Below are 25,967 nucleotides of genomic sequence, written 5' to 3'. Positions count from 1 at the left end.
CGCCGGACCCAGCTAGATCAAACGGTCCTGTCCCTCCCGGGACCTACGTCCTTCACCTGGTCGAGTGCCTGCCGCGCCTCTTCGGCGACGCCGCGCCGCGGCCCGGCGGCCCCCAGCTCGAGGACGTGCCGCAACGCCAGCTCGTACGCGGTGCCGAACGCCTGGTCCGCGGCCACCGCGATGTCCGGGCGGACGCCGACGCCCTCCCAGTTCTCGCCGGTCTCCGGGTGGAGCGAACGCGCGATCGAGACGGTCACGTCGAGATAGGTGTCCACTTTGTACTGCTCACGCGGGTGGGCGCCGCCGCGGGTGGCCTCGCCTACGGTCTTCGCCCGGCCCTGCTGCTGGAGGGAGAACGCGAGGTCCTCGCCGCCGGAGAACGTCCGCGGCCCGGTCAGCACCCAGACCGGCTTGGTGCCGCCGAACCGCGGCCCCGGGACGTACGGCAGCGTCCACATCTGCGTGGTCTGGTGGCCTTCGCGCTCGTAGATGTCGAGGTAGTGGACCTGCTCGTCGACGAGGTAGGTCTGCAGGAGCGCGCTCGTCCCCGGGGTGCCGCCGCGGTTGCGGCGGACGTCGAGCAGCAGCGCGTCGGTGGGCGCGAGCAGCGTCATCGCCGCCGCGATCGCCGGGCCGGCCAGCTCGGGCGGGTAGAGCATCGTCGTGTCGAGGTAGCCGACGTTGCCGGCCAGCCGCCGCACCTCGGCGATGCCGAAGCTCTCCAGCTCGGCCTCGAGGCGGAAGCTCTCGGAGTTCACGGCCGCGTCGCCGTCGTCGGCGACCGGGTCAGCGTGGTGACGCAGGCGCAGGTGCTTGTCGCCGTTGACCGACTGCAGGTCCGTTGTGACGAGCGTCGCGAACTCCGCGTCGTCGACGTCCGCGTACGCGCCTTCGCCGAGACGCTGGCGCAGCACCTCCGCCAGCTTCGCCGCGACGTCGGGGAAGACGTAGTGCGCTTCCAACCGGCGGATGACCTCGTCGACCTGCGCAGCACGCGCCTCAGACCCCATGGTGTCAACCTACCCCCGGCCACAACCGAATTTTCGGCGCGCCGAAGAAAATTGTGCGACCTGGCTTGACGACAAATTCATGGCCGCCGATCCGGCAATTTCGCGGAAGCCATCAGCTTGCCTTGTTCCGAAGCTCCCCTTTATCGTTGCAGTGAAAGGGGCGAAGAAATACTCATGACTGCCGCGATGGTGGCGTTGATCAGCGCGTTCGGCCTGGTCCTCGCTGTGGAGCTGCCGGACAAGACGCTGGTCGCGACCCTGGTGCTGACCACCCGTTTCCGGGGTGGTCCGGTATTCGCCGGGGTGTGCGCGGCGTTCGCCGTGCAATGCGTGATCGCGGTCGCGTTCGGCAGCGTGCTGACGCTGTTGCCGGACACCGTCCTTTCGCTCGTCGTCGCCGCGATGTTCGGCCTCGGCTCTTTCATGCTCCTTCGCGAGGGATTCAGCGAAGCGGACGAAGCCGGCGACGACGCTTCGCGCATCGGCCCCGCGCCGCTGTCCTTCATGCGCTCCGCGATGACGTCGTTCGGCGTGCTCTTCGCCGCCGAGTGGGGCGACGCGTCCCAGCTCGCGACGGCGAGTCTCGCCGCGCGAGTCGGCAACCCCGTCGCTGTCGGCGTCGGCGCCTTCGCCGCGCTGATCGTCGTCGCCGGGCTCGCGGTCTTCATCGGCGGGAAGATCCGCAGCCGGATCAAGCCGAAGCTGATCCAGCGCTGCGCCGGGTTCGCGTTCGCCGGGTTCGCGGCGTTCGCCCTGCTCCAGCTCGCCTTCTGACCGATCTTTCACAGGTTGGCCGGGTAACCTTTCGGAAACGAAAGGATGAGCGCCCGGTGAACAAGCCCTTGACCGCCGCCGTCTCGCCACTGCACGGGCGGCTCGCGCTCGGCGGCATCGGCCTGGCCGTGGCCATCTCGATCGACCTGCACCTGCGCCTGTCCGGCCAGGTCAGCCCGGTCTGGCAGACGCTGTCGGAGTACGTCTACGGCAAGCTCGGCTCGTCCTCGGCCGCTCCCCTGTTCAGCGTGATGTGCCTGGCGCTGTCGCTCGGCTCGGTCGCGCTGCTGGCCGGCATCGCGAAGGCGCACCGGCCGGGCACCACCGCCGTCTGCGTGCTGCTCGGCGTCTGGTCGGCCGGCCTGCTGGTGTGCGGGCTCGTGCCCGTCGACCCGGACGGACAGGCGCGTTCGCTGTCCGGGCAGGTCCACAACCTCGCCGCGCTCACGGCGTTCGTCGCGCTGCCCGCGGCCGCGTTCGTCCTGACGCGCAAGGGCCGCGAGCGCTGCCCGTGGGAACCACGCCGGACGACGATCCGGCGCCTGGCCGCGGCGAGCTTCGCCAGCGTCGGCGTGGTGCTCGGCGGGTTCGTCCTCACGCTCGTCCTCGGCCCCGCCAACCAGGAGGTCACGCTGGGCCTGTTCGAGCGGCTGCTGTTCACGATCGACGTCACGCTGCTGCTGACGATGGTCAAGCCCCTGCGCTAGCCGTCCGTCTTCAGGATGTCCGCCAGCCGGACGGCGGCCGCGACGACCTGGGGGCCCACCTCGGCGGCCTTGAGCGGCTCCATCGAGACGACGCCGACGCTCGCCTTCAGCCCGGGCACCCCGCGGACCGGCGCCGCGACGCCGGACGCGCCCGCCTGCAGCTCGCCCGTCGACGTCACCCAGCCGTCGCCGCCCGGGCGCAACGACATCGCCTTGCCGGCCGCCCCCGCGGTCAGCGAGTGCCGGCTGCCGACGCGGTACGCGACGTGGAAGCTCGTCCACGACGGCTCGACGACGGCCACCGCAAGCGCTTGCGTACCCTGCGCGACCGACAGGTGGGCCGTCGCGCCGACCTTCTCGGCCAGCTCACGCAGCACCGGACCGGCGGCGTCCCGCAACTGCGGGAGCACCTGCCCGGCCAGCCGGAGCAGGCCGACGCCGAGCCGGACCTTCGTGCCGTCGCGCCAGACCAGCCCGCGCTCCGACAGCGGCACGAGCAGCCGGTAGACGGCCGCGCGGCTGGCACCGATGGTGACCGCCAGCTCGGAGATGGTCGCCGCGTCGCCCCCGGCGTCGGCCACTGCCTGCAGCAGCGCCAGCCCGCGGTCGAGCGTCAGCGACCCCTCCCGGCTGGTCACAGCAAGCCGAGTTCGCCCATGTCGGCGACGGGCTGCTCGAACGACGCCGCGGCGTAGGACGCGAAGAGCGCCCGGACGGCCTTCGCGGCCGGCTCGGACAACGCGCGGGCCTCGTCCGCCAGCGCTTCGGCGTCGGTCGACTCCAGCGCCGCCCGGACGTCACCGCCGGAGAGGCTGCGCGCGGAGGCCACGAGCAGGTTCAGGAAGCCGTGGTGCACGAACCCGGTGTCCGGGTCGGCGTGCCGGACCGCGCGGTGCAGGCTGTTCGTCGCCTTGAACGACGCCCCTTCCGCCCCGCTGACGACGGCGAGGAAGTCCGCCACCTCGTCGACGCTCGGGAAGTTCTCGCCCGCCTGGCCGCCGCAGCGGATCTTCGGCCAGCTGCCGTGCTCGATGACCTTGCGGACGCCGTCCAGCCAGCCGACGCCGCGCCGCGGCTCGACGACGCGGATGACGTCCTCCGGGACGAACTCCGAGACGCGCTCCAGCCAGACCTCGTCGACGTCCGACGGCGCCGGCATCTCGACCATCCGCAGCGCCAGCAGCTCACTGCGCGACTCGACGATGGAGATCGCCTTCGGGACGCCGCCGAGACCGGTGTCGATGATCAGCGAAAGCGGCAGCGGCTGCTTCGGCTTGATCTTGATCAGCTCGGTGATCAGCTCCGGCAGCCGGGACGCCTGGCAGAGGAAAACCCCCAGGACACCGGCGTGTTCGGACTCCCGGCTCGCGAAGTGCGCGCGCAGGGCTTCGGGCATGGCGGCATCACCCGGAGGGAACAGCGCCGAGTCGTCGACGAGCCTCGCGAACAGGGGAGGAATTCCACGGGGGCCGGGGGGCGTGAGTTCCACAGCGCTTGACACGACTGACACGCTAGTAGCGTACGACATGAGGACAAAATCGTTCGCACAACGGACGCCATTTGAAGGGAGCGCCGATGCCTTACTACCGGCAAGTAGGCGAGATCCCGCACAAGCGGCACACCGCGTTCCGCAAGCCCGGCGGCGGCCTCTACGCCGAGGAGCTGATGGGTGTCGAGGGCTTCTCCGCCGACTCCGCCCTGCTCTACCACCGCGGCCTGCCGACGGCGATCGTCGACGCGGTCGCCGTCGAAGAGGACCGCGGGTCGCTCACGCCGAACCACCCGCTCAAGCCGCGGGCGTTCCAGACCCGGGACCTCAAGTTCGGCGCCGAGGCCGACGCCGTGACCGACCGGCGGCGCCTGTTCGGCAACCACGACGTCACCATCGGGTTCGTCACCGCGACCGCACCCAGCCCGCTCTACCGCAACGCGGCCGGCGACGAGCTGTTCTACGTCCAGGGCGGCTCGGCGACCGTCGAGACGATCTACGGCCGGCTCGAGGTCGGCGACGGCGACTACCTCGTCATCCCGACGTCGTGCACCTACCGGGTCATCCCCCACGGCGAAGTCGGCCTCTTCATCCTCGAAGCGCGCGGGCACATCGGACCGCCGAAGCGGTACCTGTCGGCGAAGGGCCAGTTCCTGGAGCACTCGCCGTACTGCGAGCGCGACGTCCGCGGGCCCACCGAGCCGCTGCTCGAAGACGGCGAAGACGTCGACGTTCTCGTGCGCCACCGCGCGGGCCTGACGCGCTACACGTACGCGACGCACCCGTTCGACGTCGTCGGCTGGGACGGCTGCCTCTACCCGTGGGCGTTCAACATCGACGACTTCGAGCCGATCACCGGCCGCGTGCACCAGCCGCCCCCGGTGCACCAGACGTTCGAGGGCCCGAACTTCGTCGTCTGCTCCTTCTGCCCGCGGAAGGTCGACTACCACGAGGACTCGATCCCGGTGCCGTACAACCACGCGAACGTCGACTCGGACGAGCTGATGTTCTACGTGCGCGGCAACTACGAGGCCCGCAAGGGGTCGGGGATCGGGATCGGCTCGCTGTCGCTGCACCCGTCCGGCTTCACGCACGGTCCGCAGCCGGGCGCGGCGGAGGCGTCGATCGGCGCTGAGTTCTTCGACGAGACCGCGGTCATGGTCGACACGTTCGCGCCGCTGGAGCTCGGCGAGGCCGCCGACGCGGCCGAGGACCCCGGCTACGCGTGGACGTGGTCGCGCCGCGGCCCTAAGCAATAGTCAAAATACCGTCCCCTTCTCGTTCCGCTGCCCGATAATGGTATTTCCGGGTGGCGGAACGGGGAGGATTCGATGATCAATTCCCAACCAACGCGGCGCAAGAGAAAAATCCTCCCGTTCGTGGCCGCGATCGTGGTGGCCGCCGGGCTGATCATCGGGATCCGGGCCTGGACCAGCGGCTCGAGCGACGACGCGGACGAGCCGAAATGCACCGGCGCGGACGCGGTCGCGCTCAACGTCGCGTCCTCCCCGGAAAAGGTGGGAATCGTCCAAGAGGCCGCGAAGGCCTACTCCGGACGGACCGTCGCCGGACATTGCGTCGACGTGATCGTGAAGTCGAAGTCGTCGGGCATCGCGATGCAGGCGCTGGCGAACGGCTGGAACGAGGCCACCGACGGGCCGCGCCCCGACGTCTGGACGCCGGCCGCGAGCGGCTGGGTCAACCTGCTGCGCGTCAACGCGAAGGGCGACACGGGATCGATCGTGCCGGACGGCGACCCGCAGTCGATCGCGAACTCGCCGCTGACCGTCGCCATGCCGAAGCCGATGGCCGAGGCGCTGGGCTGGCCGGCCAAGCCGATCGGCTGGAAGGACCTCGCCACGCTCGCGACCGACCCGGCGGGCTGGGCGAAGTACGGCCACCCCGAGTGGGGCAAGTTCCGGCTGGGCAAGACGAACCCGAACATCTCCACCGCGGGCCTGAACGCGACCATCGGCGCGTACTACGCGGCCACCGGGACGTCGTCCGACCTCACCGCCGCCGCGCTCGAGAAGCCCGAGGCCAAGCAGTTCGTCTCGAACATCGAGCAGGCGATCGTGCACTACGGCGACAACACGCTGACGTTCCTGACCAACCTGCAGAAGGCCGACGACCGCGGCGCGGCGCTGTCCTACATCTCGGCGGTGACGGTCGAGGAGAGCTCGCTGATCGGCTACAACCAGGGCAACCCGACGAACGACCCGGCGAAGGTCGGCCAGCACGCGCCGCCGAAGGTGCCGATCGTCGCGATCTACCCGGCGGACGGCACGCTCAACTCCGACCACCCGTTCGTCACGCTGAACTGGGCCGACCCGACGCGCAAGCAGATCGCCGCCGACTTCCTCGGCTACCTGCGCGGCCCGGAGACGCAGCAGCGGTTCGCCGCGCTGGGCTTCCGCTCGTTCGAGGGCAAGCCGGGTCCGCAGGCGACGGACCGGAACGGCGTCCAGCCGGACGCGAAGATCAACTTCATCCGGCCGCCGTCCCCGACGGTGCTCTCGAAGCTGCTGGCGTCGTGGACCGAGCTGCGCAAGAAGGCGAACGTGCTGCTGGTCGTGGACGTCTCGGGCTCGATGGGCGACGAGGTCAAGGGCACCGGCAAGAGCAAGATCGACCTGGCCAAGCAGGCCGCGATCGACTCGCTCGGCCAGTTCGTGCCGCGCGACCAGGTCGGGCTCTGGCAGTTCTCCACCCACCTCGACGGCGACAAGGACTACCAGGAGCTGATCCCGGTGCAGGCGCTCGGCACCAGCGGCAAGGAGACGCTCGCCATGCGGCTGAGCGGGCTGACGCCGCAGGCGGGCACCGGGCTCTACGACTCGTCGCAGGCTGCGTACGAGTACATGAAGGCGCACATCGACCCGGCGGCGATCAACGCGGTCGTCGTGCTGACCGACGGCCGCAACGAGGACTCCGGCGGCGTCGACCTCGACCACCTGCTGCCGCAGCTGCGGCCGGAGGGCAACGCGGAGACGGTCCGGCTGTTCACGATCGCCTACGGCTCGGACGCCGACCAGGGCGTGCTGAAGCAGATCGCGGAAGCGACCGAAGGATCGGAGTACGATTCGTCCAAACCGGACTCGATCAACCAGGTGTTCACCTCCGTGATCTCGAATTTCTGACATGAAGTTCGCCCGTGAGCTCGCCGAACCGTGGGGGCTGCTGCTGGCCGCCACGGCGGCCGGGGTGGCCTGGGCCGTCCAGCTGCCGGTGCTCGTCGCCCTGCTGATCGGGGTGGCGGTGCTGGCCGCCCGCGCGGGCGTGGCCACGCTGGGCCGGGAGAAGGAGCCGCCGCGGCGGGAAGCGCGGGTGCTCGACGTCGCCCCGGGATCCGACGAGGAGACCTGGCTGCGCCGGGCCGAGGGCGCGGCCGACGGGTTCGCGTCGCTGAGCTCGTCGCTGGACGCCGGCCCGCTGGCCGACCGCGTCGCGGACATGGAACCGGTGGTCCAGGAGACGCTGGCGACGCTGGAACGCCTCGCGGGCCGCGCGTCGGCGACCGGGAAGGCGCTGTCCCGGGTCGACCTCGACGCCGTGACGCGCGAACGGCGCCGGCTGGAGCGGTCGCTGCCCTCGGCGCGCGAAGAGGTCCGGGGTGACCTCGAACAGGCGTTGGCGGCCGTCCAGGCGCAGGAGGACGTGCACACGCGGCTTTCGGGAGCCCGCGACAAGCTGCTGGCCCAGCTGCAGTCGGGCGCGTTGGGGCTGGACAGCCTGGTGGCCCGGGTCGCGGAGCTGACGGCCGCGACCACGGACTTCGCGGTCGACACCGGCGCGGTGCGCGAGCTGAGCGACCAGCTGGAGGGCATCCGGCAGGGCGTGCTGGAGACCGAGCAGGCGACGCGGAAGTCGCTGGGTTAGACGGCCACGGGCGTCCGGTCGCGGCGCGGCAGCAGCAACGGCGTCCCCAGCACCAGGACCCCGGCGACGCCGATCGCGACGCGCGGGCCGGTGAAGCTCGCGAGCACGCCCCAGAGCGCGGTCATGGTCGCGATCGACGCCTTCGTGCTGACCGACCACGCCGAGAGCGTGCTCGCGACGCGGTCCGCGGGGAGCTGCTCGAGCCGGTAGGTCGCGAGGACGGGGTTGAACACGCTGCAGCTCACGATGATGCCCAGCTCGACGAGCATGACGAACGCGAGCCCGCCGGTACCGCCCGGGACGAAGGCCAGCGCGAGCAGCCAGCACGCGCGGATCGCGCCCGACGTCAGCAGGACCGGGTGCCTGCCGAACCGCCGGACGAGCCGCGGGGTCAGCCGCGAGCCGGCGAGCCCGCCGACGCACGGGACGGCGAACGCGAGCCCGTACTGCCACGGCGTGAACCCGAGCTGGTTCAGCATCAGCACGGCGAGCAGCGGTTCGGTGGCCATGATCAGGCCGTTGAAGAGGAGGACGTTGAAGTAGAGCGGCCGCAGCCCGGGGTGGGTCAGGATCGTGCGCCAGCCGCCGGCCAGGTCGCGCGCGCGTAGGCGGGTTGTTTGGCGAGGGCGGGCTTCGTCGCCACCGATGGCCCGGATGCCAAGCGCCGAGAGCAGGAAGCTGGCGGCGTTGGCGGCGACGGACGTGACCGGTCCGAAGAGCGCGAAGGCGGCTCCGCCGAGGGGTGGGCCGAGGGCGGTGGCCGTCCAGTTCGTCGCCTCGAACCGGCCGTTGGCGACGAGGAGGTCTTCGGGCGGCACGAGTCCCTTGAGGAAGGCACCGCTGGCCGAGGTGAAGGTGATGTCCGCCGCGGCGACGACGACCGAGACAGCGAGGAGCTGCGCGAAGGTGAGCTCGCCCAAGGCGTAGAGGGCGGGCACGCTGATGAGGGCAGCGAACCGGACGAGGTCCATGGCGACCATGACCGGCCGCTTCCGCCGCCGGTCGACCCAGGGCCCCAGCGGCACGGCCACGAGAGCGCCGACGGCGGGCCCGACGGCGGCGAGCGCGGAGACGGCGGCGGGGCCGGAGTGGAGGACGAGGATGGCCAGCATCGGGAAGGCCCCGAAGCCGAGCCAGGTGCCGAAGGCGCTCACCGCGTACGCCGACCAGAGCCACCGGAATCGCGGCCCCAGCGACCGCCCGCGCATCACGGTGAGATCAAAGCGAGGATCGGCAGCGGGAGCAACCAGCCGCGCGGCAAGTCGTTGCACCACAAGGGTTATCCACAGCCATCGCCGAATGTGGACAACTTCGGGCGCCGGGCCGGTCTCCCGGCTTTTTGTCGCACCCCGCCGATAGACTGGAACCGGGGACGCCCCCCTGGGAGCGGCGGGGGATGTCTTGGCCTCCTGGGGATTGGCAGGGTGCAGGTGGTCGGCCGATGCGCTCGGCGGCGGTGGCACCGGTGGGGGGCACGTCAGCGGCGCATGGTGGCGTGCCAGCGGTGCGCGGACCGCCTTTGTGTTGCGCCCGGGAGCTGCTGCGGGCCGAACTGCGAGCGCTCGCGTCGGTGCGTTCTGGGCCGCTCCGGGTCGATGTCATCGGGCGGCGGCTCTGTCCCGCCGCGTTGTTGCGCGGGTTCCACGAGGCCCACCCGGACGTCGCGCTGGAGGTCGTCACCCTCTTCGACACCGCCGCGCTCCGGGACGGCTCGGTCGACGCCTCCTTCCGCGCGGTCGTCGAGCTGCCCGAAGGCCTTGCGGCGCAATGGGTGTCCGACGAGCCCATCCAGCTGCTGTGCGGCCCCGCGCACCCACTGGCGGGCTCGCCTTCGGTCACTCCCGCCGAGCTGGCCGGGCACCGGATCTGGATGCCCGGCGTCGTCCCCGGGACCGAGTGGGGCGCGTACTACGCCGAGTTCGCGGCTGCCTTCGGCCTGTCGATCGACGCCGCCGGGCCGAACTTCGGCATCGAGGTCGTGCTGGACACCGTCGCGGAGTCGGCTGAGGTGGCGACGCTCGTCGGCGCGGGGAGCCACGTGCTGTGGCCGCCCGGGCACGACTTGCGGCGCGTGCCGATCGAGTACCCGGCGCCCGTCTACCCGCACTCGCTGGTCTGGCGCCGGGACAACGCGCACCCCGGACTAGCCACGCTTCGGCGACACTTCGCCGACAACGAGCGCGCCGCCGATGCGTGGCGGCCGAGCTGGGCTCAGCCCAGCCAGACCGTGCCGAGCACGGGGTAGCCCGGCACGCCCGTCTTCGCCGCGCCCGGCTTCGGGACGCCCGCGATCCACAGGCGGCCCGTCGCCGCGATGTTCGCCGCCATCGACGGGTCCGCCTTGGGGAGGCGGAAGCCGACCACGGTTCCGTCGGCCAGCATCGTCAGGCCGCTCACCCGGGCCGCACCGCCGCGGCGGGTCATCCGGACCGGGCCGTCCAGCACCGCCCGCAGCTCGGTCCAGTGCTCGGCCGGAAGCGGGCGGCCGTGGGCGAACGAGCGCAGCACGGCCGCCGACGCACTCAGCAGCGCGCCCGCGGCGAACGGCCAGGCGACCCACCCCACGGCCGGGAAGTCGAGCCGCACCCACAGCGCGAACCCGGCCAGGACCAGCAGGAACGCCGCCGTCGCGCGCAGTTCGCGAGCGATCTGGCGGCGGTGCGCGCTCAGCACGGGATCGAGCCGCGGCGAACCGGACCAGGCCGGCGCGGCCACCGCCACGGCACCGGCCGGCGGCGCGTCGTGGATCCGGGCCCGGCGGACGCGCACCACGCCGGAGAAGCCGACGAACACCTTCGGCCCCCGGCCCAGCAGCCACACCCGGCGGTGCCCGGCCACCAGCAACCGGTACGCCTCGTCGAGCCGGACGCGCAGCCACCGGCCGTCCGGCAGGCGCACGCCGACCGTCCGCCCGGCCGCGACCAGCCCGTCGGCGGCGATGTCCACCTGCCGGAACGCTTCGCGCTTCAGCCGCGTCTCGGGCACCCTGGCGTACGCGTGGCAGAACCACCACACCTCGATCGCCCCGGCCAGCGCGAGCGTCCCGAGCGGCAGGGCGACCCCCGCGCCGGTGACGAACTGGGCGACCCCGAACGCCAGGAACAACCAGGTCAACGCCCGCCGGTCGCCGGCGCTGCGGCCGATCCGGTCGAGGTATTCGCCGAAGATCGGCAGCGCGCCGGACGGCATCGCGGGGTCGAGCTCGAATGCGGGCACGCGTTCGGGTACCGGGACGATCTGCACGGCTGGGCCCCCACCGTTTCGGCGTTGTCACCGGCCTTTTCGAAATTCCGCACATCGGCGTTACCGGATGGGCCGTTCAGCGGAGCACCGCGTGACCCGAACCGCAATCGAGCGACTATCCAGACCGCCCGATTCAGGTTAGGCTCACCTAAGTAGGAGGTGAGCCGTGACCGAGGCCCCGACATCCATCCGCCGCCCGCCGGCACCGAACCCCGCCGAGCGCGCCAAGACGATCGCGACCCGCAACGGTCCCGCGTCGCTGATGCCCACCTGCGAACGCGCCGGCCTGGACGGCGAACGCGTCGTCCCGGTCCTGCACCACGTGCACCACAGCGGCAGCGTCAGCGTGCTGCTGCCGGACGACCACCCGATGGTCGGCGCGGCCAAGCAGACCCAGCGCGGCGAGCTGGCCGTGATGGTCGAGCTCGCCGACCAGGCGCCGGTCGCTCTGCGGGAACCGATCCGCGGGCTCCTGTGGATCACCGGCTGGCTGCGGCCGCTCTCGCCGGTGTCGGCCCGCGCGCGGGCGGTGGCAATCGCCGAGTCGCGGCCGGACGAACGGCTCCTCGACGTCGGCCACGGCGTGACGCTGCTTCGGCTCACCCCCGCGTCGCTCGTGCTCGCCGACGCCGAAGGCACGCACTCGCTGCGCCCGCACACGTTCAGCGCGGCGCCGCCGGACCCGTTCCACGACTACGAGGCCCAGTGGCTGCGACACCTGGAGAGCGACCACTCCGACGTCGTCGAGCAGCTGGCCAAGCACCTGCCGGCGGAGCTGCGCGGCGGCCGGATCCGGCCGCTCGGCCTCGACCGGTTCGGGCTGCGGCTGCGCGTCGAGTCCGACGCGGGCGACCACGACGTCCGGCTGGCTTTTTCGAAGTCCGTCGACAGCCCGCCGCAGCTCGCGATGGAGCTGCGGCGGCTAGTCGGCTGCCCGTTCCTGCGCGGCGGCGCGTCAGGCTAGTTCGGCGGGGAAACCGCCCTTGGCGATCGGGCCCCAGCTCTCGATCGTCACGCGGATGATGCTCTTGCCCTGCTTGACCATCGCTTCGCGGTATTCGTCCCAGTCCGGGTGTTCGCCGGAAATGGCGCGGAAGTACTCGACGAGCGGCTCGACGGAATCCGGGATGTCCAGCACCTCGGCCGTGCCGTTCAGCTGGACCCACTGGTCGTTCCACTCGTCGGAGAGGATGCAGGCGGAGACCTGGGGGTTGCGCTTGATGTTCACGATCTTCGCGCGCTTCGGGTAGGTCGAGATGACGAGCCTGCCCTCGGCGTCGACGCCGCACGTGACCGGCGAGAGCTGCGGCCCGCCGTCGGCCTTCGTGGTCAGCAGGATCGCGCGGTGGCGGGTGGACAGGAACTCGACCAGCGCGGCGCGGTCGACGGTTTCGTTGGTGGCGATGCTCCTCGGCATATCCCGACGGTAGCGTGCGGGCATGACGTTCACCGCGCGATCGTGGCTGGCCCCGGCCCGCCCCGAGTTCCCCGGCGCGATCGAAGACCCGGTCGAACGCCGGGCGATCAAGGTCGAGCTGCTGATCGTCTTCGGCATCACGCTCGGGCTGTCCGGCGTGCGCAGCCTGCTGTCCCTTGTGGACTCGCTGCTGCAGCCGGTGCCGCTGGCCCAGCAGCAGGTCCAGCTCAACGTCCCGCAGGCCGCGGCGAGCCTGATCGACCTGCTCAAGCAGCTGCTCTCGGCCGCCCAGCTGGTCGGATGGGGCGCGCTCGGGCTGTACTTCCTGTGGCGCGCGGGCATCAAGCTGGCCCAGGTCGGGCTCGACCGCCGGTCGCTGCGGCGGGACGCGTTGCTGACGCTCGGGCTCGCGGCGCTGATCGGGATTCCCGGCCTGGCGCTGTACTTCATCTCCTACCACCTGGGCTTCAGCCTGGCGGTGCAACCGTCCACTTTGGGTGACACGTGGTGGCGCCCGGTCACGCTGACGCTCTCGGCGTTCGGCAACGCGTTCGCCGAAGAGGTCCTGGTCATCGGCTACCTGCTGACGCGGCTGCGGCAGCTCGGCGTCCGGGAGAACACCGCCGTGTTCGGGGCGGCCGTGCTGCGCGGGTCGTACCACCTGTACCAGGGGTTCGGCGGGTTCGTCGGCAACTTCGTCATGGGCCTGGTCTTCGGGCGGCTGTGGCAGAAGACGAACCGGCTGTGGCCGCTCGTCGCCGCGCACACGCTGTTCGACTTCGTGTCGTTCGTCGGATATTCGCTGCTCAAAGGTCACGTTTCCTGGTTGCCCTGAGTACGCTCGCTGGGTGATCGACGAAACGACACCTCCCCGGGTGGACAGCGAAGTCGGACCCCTGCGCGCGGTGCTGCTGCACCGGCCCGGCAACGAGCTCAAAAGGCTGACGCCCCGCAACAACGACCAGCTCCTGTTCGACTCGATCCCGTGGGTCGACCGGGCCCAGGCCGAGCACGACGCGTTCGCCGAGGTGCTGCGCAGCCGCGGCGTCGAGGTGCTGCTGCTGGCCGACGCCCTGCGGACGGCGCTGGACGACGACCGCGCCCACGCCGCCGGCGTGCACGCGGCGGTCGACGACCGGCGCCTCGGCGGCGACCTCGCCGACTCGCTGCGGTCGCACCTCTCCGGCGTCGACGCGGGCGGGCTCGCCGAAGTGCTGATGGCCGGGATGACGTTCGAGGAGCTGCCGTCCGCCGAGGGCGCGTCGCTGGTGCGGATGATGAACCACCCGCACGACTTCGCCGTCGACCCGCTGCCGAACCTGCTGTTCACGCGCGACTCGTCGGCGTGGATCGCCGACCGGGTGGCGATCTCGTCGCTGACCATGCCGGCGCGTCGCCGCGAGACCGCGGTGCTGGACCTGATCTACGCCTACCACCCGTACTTCCGCCACGCGGCCCGCGCGTACGGCGCGCATTCGGCGCCGATCGAGGGCGGCGACGTGATGCTGCTGGCGCCGGGCGTCCTCGCCATCGGCGTCGGCGAGCGGACGACGGCGGCGGGCGCGGAGTCGCTCGCGCGGTCGGTGTTCGCCGACGGCATCGCGCACACCGTGCTGGCGGTGCCGATCGAGCAGTCCCGCGCGACCATGCACCTGGACACGGTGTGCACGATGGTCGACGCCGACGCGGTGGTGATGTACCCGCTCGCGCGCGACTCGCTGACGGCGTTCACGCTCCGCCCGACCGGCGACGGCGGCGTCAAGGTGGCCGGGCCCACGCCGTTCCTGGTGGCCGCGGCGGAGGCGATGGAAATCGACCGGCTGCGCGTCATCGACACCGGCCTCGACCCGGTGACGGCCGAGCGCGAGCAGTGGGACGACGGCAACAACACCCTCGCCCTGGCGCCGGGCGTGGTCGTGGGCTACGAGCGGAACGTCGAGACGAACGAGCGGCTCGAGGCGGCCGGCATCGAGGTGCTGCCGATCGCGGGTTCGGAGCTGGGATCCGGGCGGGGCGGGCCGCGGTGCATGTCGTGCCCGATCCGCCGCGAACCGTTGAAGTAAATGAAGTAAGCCTTCCCTAAATGAGTACGACAATTTAGGGAAGGCTTACTTAAATAAGGTTCGTCTTCTTTAGGAATGGTAACCCTAATAGGGTCGAGATCACCAGTCCCGAGTGGCATTAGCGCCAATCTTGATCTATTCTGGTCTGCATGGCCCTCACCAAGAAGAAAGAACCGCGCTCGAAGTTCTTCGAACTGCTGCAGGCGCAGATCCACAACGAGTTCAACGCGTCCCAGCAGTACATCGCGCTCGCGGTGTGGTTCGACGCCGAGGACCTGCCGCAGCTGGCGAAGCACTTCTACAAGCAGTCCGTCGAAGAGCGCAACCACGCGATGGCGCTCGTGCAGTACATGCTCGACCGCGACCACCACGTCGAGATCCCCGGCACGGGCGAAGTGCGCAACGACTTCTCCGGCGTCACCGAGGTCATCGAGCTCGCGCTCGAGCAGGAGAAGGAAGTCGCGACCGACATCTCCGCGATGGCCAAGGCCGCGCGCGCCGAAGAGGACTACATCAGCGAGCAGTTCACGCAGTGGTTCCTCAAGGAGCAGGTCGAAGAGATCTCCCAGATGAACACGCTGCTGAACGTCGTCAAGCGCGCGAACGGCAACCTGTTCGAGGTCGAGAACCACCTGTACCGCGAGTCCGTCGGCGACGGCGGCCGCGACTCCGGGATGCCGCCGGTGGCCGGCGGGGCCCTGTAAGGACTTCGATAAACGGAAACCCGGGCTCTCCCCCTGTGGACAGCCCGGGTTTCCGCATGCGGCCGGCGTTTCAGCCGGCGCAGTCCTGGTTGACGCTCGCGAGGCTCGTCTGCACGACTCCGGAGTCGCCGAGCCGGAAATGGTAGTCGGCGCCGGTGGTGACCGGAGCCACGACGCCACCCGTTTCGTCCTTGGCCCCGGGGTAGGCCGCGAGCACCTGGTCCTTGGTCGACCCGGCGCCGATGCCCTCGGCGGTGTGCGCCGCCTGCGCGGGGGTGACGACCGCGAGCCCGAGCGCCTTCGAGACCACCACGGTCGCGGCCGCGGGCACGCCGCCGCCCTGCGCGGTGTAGACGGTGCAGCTGCCGCCGGCCTGCGCGTCGCTGAGCGTGACGCCCTGCGCGGCGATCTGGGCCTCGGACATGCCGAGCTTGATGGTGCCGAAGCCGTCCGGGTCGAGCAGCGGCCCGCTGAGCACGGGCGGCAGCTTCGACGACGGCTGGGCCGACGGCGGCCGCGAAGCCTTCGACGTCGGCGAGGCGGGTGGCACCGAGACCTGGATGTCCTGGGTGCTGGTCGGGCCCGGGACCGAGGGGTCGGGCTGCCGCCCGGCCGTGAGGTTCTCGGGTGGCTTGACGCTGATGGACGAGCCGTCGGCGGACATCACCGCGGTGCCGTCCTCGCCGTGGAGGCGGACCATGGTGAGCCCGCCCGAAACGGCGACGACGGCGGCGGCGACCCCGGTCGCGGCGAGCACGCCCTGGCGGCGCCGCCGACGGCGCCGCGCACCGGCGACGATGGTCGTGCCCGCGTCCGGCGGCGGCGGCAAGTCCAGCCGCTCGTCGGCGAACAGCGCGCGCAGGCGCTGCTCCAGCTCGTCCTCGGAGATGTTCAACCCGCGTCACTCCCTTCGCCTTGGATGTCGGCCGCGGTGAGTTTCATCCGCAGCGACGCGATCGCCTTGCTGGCCTGGCTCTTGACGGTGCCCTGGGTAACCCCGAGGGCGCTCGCGATCTCCGCCTCGGAGAGCCCCTCGTAGTAACGCAGGACCATGACAGCCCGTTGTCTGGGCGGCAGCGTTCGTAACGCGCGCCACAGCGGCTCGTGCTCGAACGGGTCGTCCGGCACGTGCGGGCTGGTGTCCGGCAGATCGGCGACGAGGTTCTCGCGCCGCGTCCGCCGCCAGCGGCTGACGTGCGCGTTCGCCATCGACCGGCGCACGTAGGCCAGCGGGTCGCCGGTCTTCTCGTGCACGTAGGTCCAGCGCGAACCCATCTTTTCGAGCACGGTCTGGACCAGGTCCGCGGCGTCGTGCGGGTTGCCGGTGAGGGCGTGGCCGTACCGCAGCAGCCCCGGCAGGGTGGCCTGCACGAAGTCGCCGAAGTCGGTCAGCTCACCCGGCAACGTCGCGGCCCTCCCTCGGCCTGCATTGGTCACCCAGGTATCTCCCCCGGTGAAGACGGGTGCCGCAGCCGTCACCGTATCGCCTCCCATCGGGGTTGAGCCGCTTTCCTCCCCAACACGCATCACAGCCCCCTCAGGTTGCCCGCGGCTTCGCCCGATTTCCGAGACGCGCGGGCGGGTGATGAGTTGCCCACCTCAGCGGCGGGCGAGCGCGGCCGGCAGCCGGAAGCCACCGTCCGCGGTTTCGGTGAATTCGTGCACCCCGACGACGGCGGAGTGCGGGATCGGACCGTAGACGTGCGGGAACCAGACCCCGGCGGGATGCGGCGGTTCGCCGTCTTCCCACCGGACGGGCACGCCCAGCTCGTCCGGGTCGATCTCGAGCAGCACCAGATCGGTGCGGCCCCGGTAGAGCGCGTTGGCGGGCAGGTGCGCCGTGCCGAAGTCGGAGCAGTGCACGAACCCGACATCCCCCAGTGACGGCGGCCGGTACTCGCCGCCTTCGCCCACTTCGGCCCAGTCGGCCGCCCCGCAGATGTGGAGTATCACGCGGAGAATCGTCCCACCACGGCGTTCCGGTGGCGGTGTCTCGTGCGCCACATAAGGCCTGGTTGAACGCTCATCGAGCCGGTTTCCGGTCACCGGGACGGGTGGGTGGTTCGGTGCTTCCCGACGAAAGTTTTCGGCGACGGCGGATTGCTACGGGCGACCGGTCGGTGGGACCGGCGGGTGGTCGGCTGAGGTGCGGCGAGGTCGGCGGCACCAGGGTTGCCGGCTGAGGCGCGGCGAGGCCACTCCCGTCGTTGGGGCGCGGCGGGCAGTTGCCGCCTGGTCGCCGACCGCCGCCGGGCGGAGGCTCGGCGGCGGTCGTCGGTGCGGGATTGGGTCAGCGCAGGGTGAGCTGGCGGCCGATGAGGCCGTCGCGGGCTCGGCGCTCCGCTGCGTTCAGGGGCTCGGTGTCGAGAGACTTCAGCGCCGTCTCGAGGCGGGTGCCCAGGGCTTCCTTCGCCTCTGCCCACTCGCGGGCGTGGGCCTCGGGGTCGAGGTCCCACACCGGGACCAGGAGGCCGTGCGCGCGGAACGAGCCCGCGTAGCGCGAGCCCTCGCCGAGGCCGAGCTCGCCGGCCGCGGACAGGCGGGCCAGGGCCTGGAGCAGCAGGTTCTCCGGCTCCGGGCGGACCCAGCGCAGGTGCGCCTTCTCGCCGGCGAGGACCCAGTAGGCACCGTGGCCGAGACGCTCGGTCGGCATGATCGCCGCGTTCGCGCGCTCGAGGGAGACCGCGACGTCGCCCGTGGCGTCCGCGTCCTCCGGGAGCCACCAGGCGAAGTCCTTGTGGAGCGTGACGTCGAGCTCGGCGCCCGGGGTCAGCAGGTCCTGGAGGCGGGCGTGCTCGTCGGCGGACGGCGGGGTCGTCGTGTCCGGCACGCCGAGGACGTCGCCCTCCTTGGCGTCCAGCAGCCACTTCAGCGAGCGGCCGAGGTCGCGGCTGATGTCGGACGAGCGCGTCTGCACCTGGAGGCCGAGGTAGCGCTCGCCGTCCGAGCGGACGAAGGCCGCCGCAGCCATCGGCAGGACGGTGCCGAGGGTGACGTCGCCGCCGTCGGCGAGGGTGAGCTTGGCGGTCGCGGACGGCACGAACTCGCGCAGCGCGATCAGCTCGGGCTCCGCCACCAGCCCTTCGAACGGCTGGCCGACGAAGACGTCGCGCACCTTCGGCTTGCGGTCCGACGCCTGCTTGGGACCCTTCTTGCGCGCGCCCTTGCCCACTGCTGCCTCCTCTGGCTCGGCTTGGAACGCTATCGAAGGGTTAGTCTCGCGACGTGTTCGACCCCCGCGATCCCGCGTTCCTGGAAGACCCGTACCCGGCGTTCGCCGCACTGCGCGAACAGGGCGACGTCCATTTTCACGACGAGCTCGGCTTGGCCGTGGCGGTGTCGCACGCCTCGGCGTCGGCGGTGCTGCGTCATCGCGGCCTGGGCCGGATCTGGCAGGACGCGCAGCCGCTCGAACGGTTCGCGTCGTTCAACCTGCTGCACCGCAACTCCCTGCTGGAGAACGAGCCGCCGGCGCACACGCGGCTCCGCCGGCTGATCGCGGGCGCGTTCGGCCGCGGCCACGTGCAGCGGCTGCGTCCCATGGTCGCTTCCTTGGCCGCCGGCATGGTGGACGACCTGGCGGCCGCGATCGCCGCCGACGGCAGCGCGGACCTGCTGGAGCACCTCGCCCAGCCGCTGCCGGTCGCGGTGATCGCCGAGCTGCTGGGCGTCCCCGGGACGGACGGGCCGCGGATGGTCGAGCTGTCGAACGCGATCGTGAAGATGTACGAGTACGGCCTGACCGAGGAGGGCCGCGACGCCGCCGAGCGGGCGGCCGAGGAGTTCGTGTCGTACGTCCGGTCAGTGGCCGCCTCCCGTGCTTCGTCGCCGGGCGATGACATCATCAGTGACCTGCTGCGCAGCGAGCTGACGCCGGACGAGCTGGTCGCGACCGCGGTGCTGCTGCTGATGGCCGGCCACGAGGCGACGGTCAACGTGCTCGGCAACGGCATCACCGCGCTGCTCACGCACCGGGACCAGTGGGAGCGGCTGCTTGGGTCTCCTTCCTTGCTGGATTCGTGTGTGGAGGAGCTGATCCGGTTCGACGCGCCGCTGCAGCTGTTCGAGCGGACGGCTACCGAGGACGTGTCGATTTGCGGGTTCGAGGTTTCGCGGGGGCAGAAGATCGGCGCGCTGCTGGGGGCCGCGGCGCGGGATCCGAAGGTGTTCGATGAGCCGGATCGGCTTGATATCGGGCGGACGCCGAATGCTCATCTCGGGTTCGGGATGGGGATTCACTATTGCGTGGGGGCTCCTCTTGCTCGGGTGGAGATCGCTGCCGCGTTGAGTGCGTTGACGGAGAAGTTGCCCGGGCTGCGGTTGGTTGAGGCTCCGCCGCGGCGGCCGGAGTTCGTGATCCGGGGGCTGCGGGAACTTCGCGTCACGGCGTGACTCCGGTGAAGAGGTCGTCTTCGAGTCCGGGGCCCGCGGTGGGGTGGGCCAGGTGGTAGTCCTCGTGGGGCCAGACCTTCCGTTCGATCTCGCGTGAGTGGGCGAAGAACGGATGGGCTGGGTCGACCTGGGTTTGGTGAGCCAGCAGTGCCCTGTCTCGGGTGGCGAAGTACTGCTCGCAGCGGATCTTGGTCGTCACCCGGAACGGTGGGTCCGTGGGGAATTCCGCCAGTACCTCGGCCATTGAGGACTCCAAGCCCGCCGCGAGGGTCGCGTCGTGGAGGGCCTGGAACCAGGCTCGGCTCAGGGCTGCCTGGTAGTACAGCTTTTGTGGTTGCCAAGGGGCGCCGGTGCCGGGGTAGCGGGCGGGGTGGGCGGCGGCCTTGAACGCCTCCAGTGTCACCTCGTGTGTGCGGATGTGGTCTGGGTGGGGATAGCCGCCCGTTTCGTCGTACGTGATCACCACCTGGGGGCGGAACTCGCGGATCAGCGCCACCAACGGCTCCGCTGCCACCGTCAGCGGAAGGGCCGCGAAGCAGCCGTCCGGCAACGGAGAACCCTCCGGGGGCAGGCCGGAGTCGGTCATGCCGAGGAAGCGCTGGCGGATGCCCAGGATCTCGGCGGCCGCCGCCATCTCGCGGCGGCGGATCGCTGGGAGGTCGGCGCGGTTCTCCGGGGTGTCCATCGCCGGGTTGAGGATGTCGCCGCGTTCGCCGCCCGTGCACGTTGCCACCAGGACGTCGACGCCGTCGGCCGCGTAGCGGGCCAGTGTTGCCGCGCCCTTGCTGGACTCGTCGTCCGGGTGGGCGTGGACGCTCAAGAGGCGGAAGGTCATCGGAGGCTCCTCGCGGGAAAGAACGCGGCCGGGATCAGTGTCAGCGCCGACAGCGCCAAGGACCACGTGAACGTGGTGGCGAACGCGGTGGGCAGTGGTGCGGCAGTGTTGTGGAGGATCGCCGCCAGCAACGCCGTGCCCAGTGAGCCGCCGACGCGGTTGACCACGTTGAACGCGCTCGCCGCCCGGGGGATGCGGGACCGCTCCAGCGAGCCGTACAGCGTTGTCATGCCGGGTGCGGTCGCCGCGCCCAGGCCGGCTCCGCGGACCAGCAGCGACAACGTCAACAGCACTCCGCTCGGTGCCGAGCCGAGCTGGGTGAACGCGATCGTGCCCAGCAGGGACAGGCCGATGCCGGTCAGCATCATGCGACGGGGACCGAAGCGGACCAGGAGGCGGCCGCCCGCCAAGAGGACCGCGGCCGAGCCGACGGCCTGGGGTGCCAGCAGCAGCCCCGCCTCCCACGGGCTCGCGTGCGCCACCTGCTCGTAGTACAGCGGCAGCAGCAACATCGAGCTGTACAGCGACGCTCCCAGCAGGAACGTGCTCACCGAAGCCACCCGGAAACCCTTGTCCCGGAACAACTTCAGGTCGAGCACCGGCGACGGCGCCCGGGACGCGTGGACGCCGTACGCCAGCAGCAGGACGGCTCCGCCGATCCACGCGACGGCCACGTTCGAGGCCAGGCCGTAGACGAACGCCGCGAGGCCGGGCGAAAGCAGCAAGATCCCGCGGACGTCCAAAGGCGCGCGGACTCCGGAAGCCACACCAGCCGGCAATACCGAGCGCGCGACCACGAACGTCGCCACGCCCAGCGGGACGATCCCGAAGAACATCCAGCGCCAGCCGAAGTCCGCCACCAGGGCGCCGCCCAGCAGCGGGCCCAGGACCGGGGCCACCGTCGCCGGCAGCGTGACCACGCCGATCATCCGCCCGAGCGCCGGGCCCGCCGCCTGCGCGAACACCGCCTGGCCGACCGGCTGCATCAGCCCGCCACCCAGGCCGTGCAGCACGCGGAACGCGATCAGCGCCGGTGCCGACCAGGCAAAGCCGCACAGGAGCGTGCCCGCCGTGAAGATCGCCACCGCCGTCAGCCACACCGCGCGGCCGCCGAAGCGGTCGGTCAGCCAGCCCGACAGCGGGATCGCCGCCGACGCCGCGAGCAGGTACGCGCTGGCCACCCACTGCACCGTCGCCACCGAACTGCCGAGGTCACGGGCGATCGAGTCGATCCCGACGGTCACGATCGTCGCGTCCAGGATCGACAGCACCGCTCCCATGATCAGGACACCGCCGAGCCGCCACAGCGCTGCGTCGGGACGAGCCGCCGTCAGAGTCACATCCACCCCCAGAAGATTAGGTCGAACCTCAGATTAGGTCCGACCCACGTACTGGGTCAAGCACAAACTTGGGTCCGACCCAGTAGAGTGACGCCATGAGCGAGGGACTCCGTGCCCAGAAGAAGCACGAGACCAGGAAGAACATCTCGGACGTCGCGACGAAGCTCTTCATCCGCGAGGGCTTCGAGGACGTGACGATCGCGGAGATCGCCGCGGAGGCGCGCGTCGCCAAGATGACCGTGACCAACCACTTCCCCCGCAAGGAAGACCTGGTCTTCGACATCCGCGCGGACTTCACGTCCTGGCCCACGACGCTGATCCACGACAGCGTCTTCCACGACACCCGCGAGCTCTACTTCGAGGCCCTGGACGCCCAGCACGCGTTGGTCGGCTTCTCCGGTCAGGGGTTCGCCCGCATGATCCGCCAGAGCCCGATCCTCACGAACGCGCTGCACGAACTCCACCGCGAGCGCGAAGCGAGCCTGACCGAGCTGCTGACCAGGCGGCACCCCGACGACGGCCTCAAGCCGCGGCTCGCCGCCGCGCACCTCGCGACGGTCCTGCGGGTGCTCTTCGAAGAGGTCTTCGACCGGATCCTCGACGACCAGCCGAAGGGCGGGATCGTCGACGCGGTGTGGCCGGCCGCGGAAGCGGCCTTCGACCAGCTCGAACCGGTGCTGGGCGGCTACTAGCGCGCCGCGCCGGCGGGGCGCGCGGTGCGGAGCTCGGGCTCCGGGGCGTCCGTCACCTTCAGCACGCGCATCGAGCGCACGGCCAGCGCGTCCGACGGCGCCAGCAGGGCCGAGAACCGCCGCACGACCAGGGCGGTCATCACGGCCAGGAACGCCGCGGCCAGGTCGGTCAACGCGACCATGACGACGCTGTCCGCCATCGACTGGACGTCGTCGCGGAAGCGCCAGGCGATCGTCACGCCCAGCAGCACCCAGTTCAGCAGCCAGGCGCCCCACCACACGAGCACCTGCCGCGACGGCTTCGGCCGGACGTCGCGCGGGCGGCCCAGCACGGCGTGCTCCAGCTCGCCCGCGATCGACAGCGCCATCGGCAGGTTCGCCACCGGCACGAGGATGCCGACGAGCACCTGCCACACCGGCCGCGGCGGGTCGTCGCCCGAGACGTCCGCCGCCGCGCGGCGGGCGACCAGCAGCCACCAGAGCGACAGCCCGGCGGGCAGCAGCGCGAGGATCGAGGCCAACAGGCCGGCGGTGAGCACGAAGCCGTCGGAGAACGCCACCACCGAACGGTTCAGCGCGGACTCACGACCCTCGACGAGCAGCACGTACCGCCAGATTTCGGAGGAGGCCGCGACCACCGACAGGACGGCGAACGCGAACAGGACGCCGATCAGGCTGCGGCTGAGCACCGGCATCCGGTCGATCGGGCGGACCTCGTCGGACGCCGTGCCGGGCACCGACGTCGGGCGGCGCCAGACCAGGTTCGGGAAGCCCCAGCGCGGCGGGACCGGGTACGACGGCGGACCGTAGTACCGCTCGGGTGGCGTCACCCGGCGACGCGGCCACGCGCCCGGCGGCGGGGTCGCCACCCAGCGCAGCTTCGGCCGGTGCGGGGGCCGGCGGTGGTACGGGTACGGCTCCGGCTGGGCGGCCAGCGTCCGGCCCTGCAGCTGCTGCGCCGAGGGCGGCGGCACCTGGCGCGGCCAGTACCCAGGCGGAGGCGGCTGCAAGGCTAGATCACTTCGGGATCGATGCCGGGGTGCTCGCCGACCATCGGCCGGCCTTCGCGCTGCCACGCGCCCATGCCGCCGGCGACGTTCACCGCGTCCCAGCCGCTCTGGTTGAGCCACGCGGCCGCCCGCGCGGACCGGCCGCCGCTGCGGCAGATCACGTGGATCGGCTGGTCGTCGGGCAGGTCGGCCAGCTCGCCCACGCGGGCGGGCAGCTCCCCCATCGGGATGTGCACGGCGCCGGGCGCGTGGCCGGCGGCCCACTCGTCGTCTTCGCGGACGTCGAGCAGCACGAGGCCGTCCTTGGGCAGGTCGCGGACCTCGGCGGTCGGCAGTTCAGCAGGGCTCACCACGATCTCCATGCTGCCATGCGGGGGCGTTGCCCGCGCGTGAGGTGGACGCCCCCGCAAAGCGGTCAATGCCTGACGGCCTTCTCGGCACCCGCGCTGGTCAGCGCGCGCACCTCCATCTCCGCGTACTTCGCGGCGTTGCGCTCCTTCGACAGGACCGTGCCGAGCCAGCCGAGCAGGAACGCGGCGGGGATCGAGACCAGCCCCGGGTTGTCGAGCGGGAACCAGTGGAAGTCGACGCCCTGGATCATCGACGCGCTCTTGCCCGTCTTCGGGTCCACCGGCTTGCCGGACACCGCCGGCGAGAAGACGATCAGCACGATCGTGACGAGCAGGCCGCCGTAGATCGACCACAGCGCGCCTTGGGTGTTGAACCGCTTCCAGAACAGCGAATACAGGATCGTCGGCAGGTTCGCCGACGCCGCCACCGCGAACGCGAGCGCCACGAGGAACGCCACGTTCTGCGATTTCGCCAGGATGCCGCCCGCGATGGCCAGCGCGCCGATCACCAGCGCGGTGATCCGGGCGACGCGGACCTCGCCGCCGGTCGAAATCTGCCCCTTCTTGATCACGTTCGCGTAGACGTCGTGCGCGAAGGACGCCGACGCCGTGATCGTGAGGCCGGCGACCACCGCGAGGATCGTGGCGAACGCGACCGCGGAGATGAACCCGAGCAGCACCGGGCCGCCCAGCTCCAAGGCCAGCAGCGGGGCCGCCGAGTTCGTCGTGCCGGGCGCCTTGGAGATCTTGTCCGGCCCGACGATCGCGCCCGCGCCGTAGCCGAGCACCAGCGTGAACAGGTAGAACACGCCGATCAGCACGATGGCCCAGACCACCGAGCGACGCGCGTCGCGCGCGGTCGGCACCGTGTAGAAGCGCATCAGGACGTGCGGGAGCCCCGCCGTGCCGAGGACCAGCGCGATGCCCAGCGACAGGAAGTCGAGCTTCGTCGTGCCCGTCTTGCCGTACTGCTTGCCCGGGTCGAGCAGTGCCGCGCCGCCCTTGCCCCCCTTGTCGACGGCGGCCTGGAACAGGTCGGACAGGTTGAAGCCGTACTTGCCGAGCACCCACAGCGTCATCGCGAACGCGCCGACGATCAGCAGCGCGGCCTTGATGATCTGCACCCACGTGGTGCCCTTCATCCCGCCGATCAGGACGTACAGGATCATGATCACGCCGACGACGGCGATCACGACGTCCTGCCCCGCCTCGCCGGAGATGCCGAGCAGCAGGTTGACCAGGCCGCCGGCGCCCGCCATCTGCGCGAGCAGGTAGAAGAACGACACGGCCAGCGTCGAAACCGCCGCGGCCGCGCGCACCGGCGTCTGCTTCATCCGGAACGCCAGCACGTCGCCCATCGTGAACTTGCCGGTGTTGCGCAGCAGTTCCGCGACCAGCAGCAGCGCGACGAGCCACGCGACCAGGAAGCCGATCGAATAGAGGAAGCCGTCGTAACCGTTGACGGCGATCGCGCCCGCGATGCCGAGGAACGACGCCGCGGAAAGGTAGTCACCAGAAATCGCGATGCCGTTCTGCGGGCCGGTGAACGCGCGCCCGGCGGCGTAGTAGTCCGACGCCGTCTTCGTGTTTCGGCTGGCCCGGAACACGATCACCAGCGTGATCGCGACGAAGACCAGGAAGATGATGATGTTGAGGGTGGAGTTGCTGCCCTCCACACCCGCGGCGAGTGTCATTCGACCGGCTCCCCTTCGATCCGGGCGCGGATTCCGTCGGCGACCGGATCGAGCTTCCGGTTGGCGTAGCGCACGTAAAGTCCCGTGATGACGAACGTCGAAACGAACTGCAGGAGGCCGAAGACCAAGCCGACGGTGATGTTTCCGAAGAGCTTGGTGCTCATGAACCCGTGCGCGTAGTCGGCGAGGAGCACGTACAGCAGGTACCAGAGCAGGAACAACGCGGTCATCGGGAACACGAACACCCGCAATCGGCGGCGCAGGTCCGTGAATTCGGGACTCCCCTGGATGCTTTCCCAGTCGGTCTGCGGCTCCGCGCCACCGACGTCGTGTTCGGTGCTGCTCACAGCGGATCTCCACCTTCCCGT

The 25,967-nt window shown here is 71.0% G+C and carries 28 protein-coding genes; 12 read left to right on the top strand and 16 right to left on the bottom strand.

Going from position 1 to position 25,967, the window contains the following annotated elements; genetic code table 11:
- Nucleotides 1-17: 17 nt before the first annotated feature.
- Nucleotides 18-1,010 (bottom strand): S41 family peptidase, encoded by a 993-nt coding sequence (locus ACERZO_RS27800; RefSeq protein ID WP_372667698.1) that lies wholly within the window; start codon nt 1,008-1,010, stop codon nt 18-20.
- Nucleotides 1,011-1,196: 186 nt separating this feature from the next.
- Between ACERZO_RS27800 and ACERZO_RS27795 the strand changes: the two genes are divergently transcribed.
- Together ACERZO_RS27795 and ACERZO_RS27790 are read left to right on the top strand one after the other, a co-directional pair.
- Nucleotides 1,197-1,784 (top strand): TMEM165/GDT1 family protein, encoded by a 588-nt coding sequence (locus ACERZO_RS27795; RefSeq protein ID WP_372667904.1) that lies wholly within the window; start codon nt 1,197-1,199, stop codon nt 1,782-1,784.
- 56 nt (nt 1,785-1,840) lie between these two features.
- Nucleotides 1,841-2,491 carry a DUF998 domain-containing protein gene (locus ACERZO_RS27790; RefSeq protein ID WP_372667697.1) on the top strand — a complete coding sequence of 217 codons (651 nt, stop codon included), beginning with the start codon at nt 1,841-1,843 and terminating at the stop codon, nt 2,489-2,491.
- Here the strand turns inward: ACERZO_RS27790 and ACERZO_RS27785 are convergent.
- The gene (locus ACERZO_RS27785; protein ID WP_372667696.1) at nt 2,488-3,129 is read right to left on the bottom strand and encodes an IclR family transcriptional regulator; all 642 of its coding nucleotides are present in this window, start codon (nt 3,127-3,129) and stop codon (nt 2,488-2,490) included. The two genes, ACERZO_RS27790 and ACERZO_RS27785, sit on opposite strands and share 4 nt — an antisense overlap.
- On the bottom strand, nt 3,126-3,980 hold the full coding sequence (locus ACERZO_RS27780) for a hypothetical protein (RefSeq protein WP_372667903.1): 855 nt from the start codon (nt 3,978-3,980) through the stop codon (nt 3,126-3,128). The genes ACERZO_RS27785 and ACERZO_RS27780 overlap by 4 nt, the downstream gene beginning before the upstream one ends.
- 86 nt (nt 3,981-4,066) lie before the next feature.
- Here ACERZO_RS27780 and ACERZO_RS27775 point away from each other — a divergent pair, with 86 nt between their 5' ends.
- The 3 genes from ACERZO_RS27775 (at nt 4,067) to ACERZO_RS27765 (ending at nt 7,859) form a co-directional block, all read left to right on the top strand.
- Nucleotides 4,067-5,239 carry a homogentisate 1,2-dioxygenase gene (locus ACERZO_RS27775; protein ID WP_372667695.1) on the top strand — a complete coding sequence of 391 codons (1,173 nt, stop codon included), beginning with the start codon at nt 4,067-4,069 and terminating at the stop codon, nt 5,237-5,239.
- Nucleotides 5,240-5,311: 72 nt separating this feature from the next.
- Nucleotides 5,312-7,120, top strand: coding sequence for a substrate-binding and VWA domain-containing protein (locus ACERZO_RS27770; RefSeq protein WP_372667694.1), 1,809 nt, complete (start codon nt 5,312-5,314; stop codon nt 7,118-7,120).
- A gap of 1 nt (nt 7,121) precedes the next feature.
- Nucleotides 7,122-7,859 (top strand): hypothetical protein, encoded by a 738-nt coding sequence (locus tag ACERZO_RS27765; protein ID WP_372667693.1) that lies wholly within the window; start codon nt 7,122-7,124, stop codon nt 7,857-7,859.
- Here ACERZO_RS27765 and ACERZO_RS27760 read toward each other — a convergent pair.
- Nucleotides 7,856-9,070: an MFS transporter gene (locus ACERZO_RS27760; protein WP_372667692.1), complete on the bottom strand. Its 1,215-nt coding sequence runs from the start codon at nt 9,068-9,070 to the stop codon at nt 7,856-7,858. The two genes, ACERZO_RS27765 and ACERZO_RS27760, sit on opposite strands and share 4 nt — an antisense overlap.
- A gap of 293 nt (nt 9,071-9,363) precedes the next feature.
- Between ACERZO_RS27760 and ACERZO_RS27755 the strand changes: the two genes are divergently transcribed.
- Nucleotides 9,364-10,104 (top strand): substrate-binding domain-containing protein, encoded by a 741-nt coding sequence (locus ACERZO_RS27755; RefSeq protein WP_372667691.1) that lies wholly within the window; start codon nt 9,364-9,366, stop codon nt 10,102-10,104.
- Here the strand turns inward: ACERZO_RS27755 and ACERZO_RS27750 are convergent.
- Complete coding sequence (locus ACERZO_RS27750) at nt 10,071-11,102, bottom strand: hypothetical protein (RefSeq protein WP_372667690.1); 1,032 nt, start codon at nt 11,100-11,102, stop codon at nt 10,071-10,073. The genes ACERZO_RS27755 and ACERZO_RS27750 overlap by 34 nt on opposite strands.
- A gap of 166 nt (nt 11,103-11,268) precedes the next feature.
- On the opposite strand from ACERZO_RS27750, the gene ACERZO_RS27745 reads away from it, so the two are divergent.
- Nucleotides 11,269-12,066, top strand: a complete 798-nt coding sequence (locus ACERZO_RS27745; protein ID WP_372667689.1) for a DUF2470 domain-containing protein — start codon at nt 11,269-11,271, stop codon at nt 12,064-12,066.
- Here ACERZO_RS27745 and ACERZO_RS27740 read toward each other — a convergent pair.
- The gene (locus ACERZO_RS27740) at nt 12,058-12,519 is read right to left on the bottom strand and encodes a PPOX class F420-dependent oxidoreductase (protein ID WP_372667688.1); all 462 of its coding nucleotides are present in this window, start codon (nt 12,517-12,519) and stop codon (nt 12,058-12,060) included. The genes ACERZO_RS27745 and ACERZO_RS27740 overlap by 9 nt on opposite strands.
- A 22-nt stretch (nt 12,520-12,541) precedes the next feature.
- Here ACERZO_RS27740 and ACERZO_RS27735 point away from each other — a divergent pair, with 22 nt between their 5' ends.
- The 3 genes from ACERZO_RS27735 to ACERZO_RS27725 all read left to right on the top strand — a co-directional run bounded on the left by ACERZO_RS27735 (nt 12,542) and on the right by ACERZO_RS27725 (nt 15,286).
- Nucleotides 12,542-13,354, top strand: a complete 813-nt coding sequence (locus tag ACERZO_RS27735; protein ID WP_372667687.1) for a CPBP family intramembrane glutamic endopeptidase — start codon at nt 12,542-12,544, stop codon at nt 13,352-13,354.
- A 40-nt stretch (nt 13,355-13,394) separates the two neighbouring features.
- Complete coding sequence (locus ACERZO_RS27730; RefSeq protein ID WP_372667902.1) at nt 13,395-14,582, top strand: arginine deiminase; 1,188 nt, start codon at nt 13,395-13,397, stop codon at nt 14,580-14,582.
- Between the two features lie 149 nt (nt 14,583-14,731).
- Nucleotides 14,732-15,286, top strand: a complete 555-nt coding sequence (locus tag ACERZO_RS27725) for a ferritin (RefSeq protein ID WP_372667686.1) — start codon at nt 14,732-14,734, stop codon at nt 15,284-15,286.
- A 70-nt stretch (nt 15,287-15,356) separates the two neighbouring features.
- Here ACERZO_RS27725 and ACERZO_RS27720 read toward each other — a convergent pair whose 3' ends face one another.
- The 4 genes from ACERZO_RS27720 to ACERZO_RS27705 all read right to left on the bottom strand — a co-directional run bounded on the left by ACERZO_RS27720 (nt 15,357) and on the right by ACERZO_RS27705 (nt 18,458).
- A complete protein-coding gene (locus ACERZO_RS27720; protein ID WP_372667685.1) occupies nt 15,357-16,181 on the bottom strand; it encodes a hypothetical protein in 825 nt (274 codons plus the stop codon).
- Nucleotides 16,178-16,690 (bottom strand): SigE family RNA polymerase sigma factor, encoded by a 513-nt coding sequence (locus tag ACERZO_RS27715; RefSeq protein WP_372667901.1) that lies wholly within the window; start codon nt 16,688-16,690, stop codon nt 16,178-16,180. Before ACERZO_RS27715 ends, ACERZO_RS27720 begins: the two co-directional genes overlap by 4 nt.
- Nucleotides 16,691-16,885: 195 nt before the next feature.
- Entirely contained in the window at nt 16,886-17,239 is a 354-nt protein-coding gene (locus ACERZO_RS27710) for a DUF952 domain-containing protein (protein ID WP_372667684.1), read from the bottom strand.
- A 337-nt stretch (nt 17,240-17,576) separates the two neighbouring features.
- Entirely contained in the window at nt 17,577-18,458 is an 882-nt protein-coding gene (locus tag ACERZO_RS27705) for a DUF5926 family protein (RefSeq protein WP_372667683.1), read from the bottom strand.
- Between the two features lie 53 nt (nt 18,459-18,511).
- On the opposite strand from ACERZO_RS27705, the gene ACERZO_RS27700 reads away from it, so the two are divergent.
- Nucleotides 18,512-19,678 carry a cytochrome P450 gene (locus tag ACERZO_RS27700; RefSeq protein WP_372667682.1) on the top strand — a complete coding sequence of 389 codons (1,167 nt, stop codon included), beginning with the start codon at nt 18,512-18,514 and terminating at the stop codon, nt 19,676-19,678.
- Here the strand turns inward: ACERZO_RS27700 and mca are convergent.
- Nucleotides 19,668-20,513: a mycothiol conjugate amidase Mca gene (gene mca / locus ACERZO_RS27695; protein WP_372667681.1), complete on the bottom strand. Its 846-nt coding sequence runs from the start codon at nt 20,511-20,513 to the stop codon at nt 19,668-19,670. The genes ACERZO_RS27700 and mca overlap by 11 nt on opposite strands.
- The gene (locus ACERZO_RS27690) at nt 20,510-21,859 is read right to left on the bottom strand and encodes a DHA2 family efflux MFS transporter permease subunit (protein WP_372667680.1); all 1,350 of its coding nucleotides are present in this window, start codon (nt 21,857-21,859) and stop codon (nt 20,510-20,512) included. Before ACERZO_RS27690 ends, mca begins: the two co-directional genes overlap by 4 nt.
- An 89-nt stretch (nt 21,860-21,948) precedes the next feature.
- Between ACERZO_RS27690 and ACERZO_RS27685 the strand changes: the two genes are divergently transcribed.
- On the top strand, nt 21,949-22,545 hold the full coding sequence (locus tag ACERZO_RS27685; protein ID WP_372667679.1) for a TetR/AcrR family transcriptional regulator: 597 nt from the start codon (nt 21,949-21,951) through the stop codon (nt 22,543-22,545).
- Here ACERZO_RS27685 and ACERZO_RS27680 read toward each other — a convergent pair.
- From ACERZO_RS27680 to ACERZO_RS27665, 4 genes are read right to left on the bottom strand one after another with little or no spacing between them, the layout of a single operon-like run.
- The gene (locus tag ACERZO_RS27680) at nt 22,542-23,519 is read right to left on the bottom strand and encodes a DUF4328 domain-containing protein (RefSeq protein ID WP_372667678.1); all 978 of its coding nucleotides are present in this window, start codon (nt 23,517-23,519) and stop codon (nt 22,542-22,544) included. The genes ACERZO_RS27685 and ACERZO_RS27680 overlap by 4 nt on opposite strands.
- A gap of 38 nt (nt 23,520-23,557) precedes the next feature.
- On the bottom strand, nt 23,558-23,917 hold the full coding sequence (locus ACERZO_RS27675; protein ID WP_372667677.1) for a rhodanese-like domain-containing protein: 360 nt from the start codon (nt 23,915-23,917) through the stop codon (nt 23,558-23,560).
- A gap of 53 nt (nt 23,918-23,970) precedes the next feature.
- Nucleotides 23,971-25,599, bottom strand: coding sequence for a solute symporter family protein (locus ACERZO_RS27670; protein ID WP_372667676.1), 1,629 nt, complete (start codon nt 25,597-25,599; stop codon nt 23,971-23,973).
- Entirely contained in the window at nt 25,596-25,946 is a 351-nt protein-coding gene (locus ACERZO_RS27665) for a DUF485 domain-containing protein (protein WP_364463954.1), read from the bottom strand. Before ACERZO_RS27665 ends, ACERZO_RS27670 begins: the two co-directional genes overlap by 4 nt.
- Between the last annotated feature and the right edge of the window lie 21 nt (nt 25,947-25,967).

Source organism: Amycolatopsis kentuckyensis, assembly GCF_041679295.1.
In the GTDB taxonomy this organism is placed as follows: domain Bacteria; phylum Actinomycetota; class Actinomycetes; order Mycobacteriales; family Pseudonocardiaceae; genus Amycolatopsis; species Amycolatopsis kentuckyensis_A.
The sequence above is the reverse complement of the archived record's forward strand: the minus strand, read 5'-3'. Positions and strand labels throughout refer to the sequence as shown.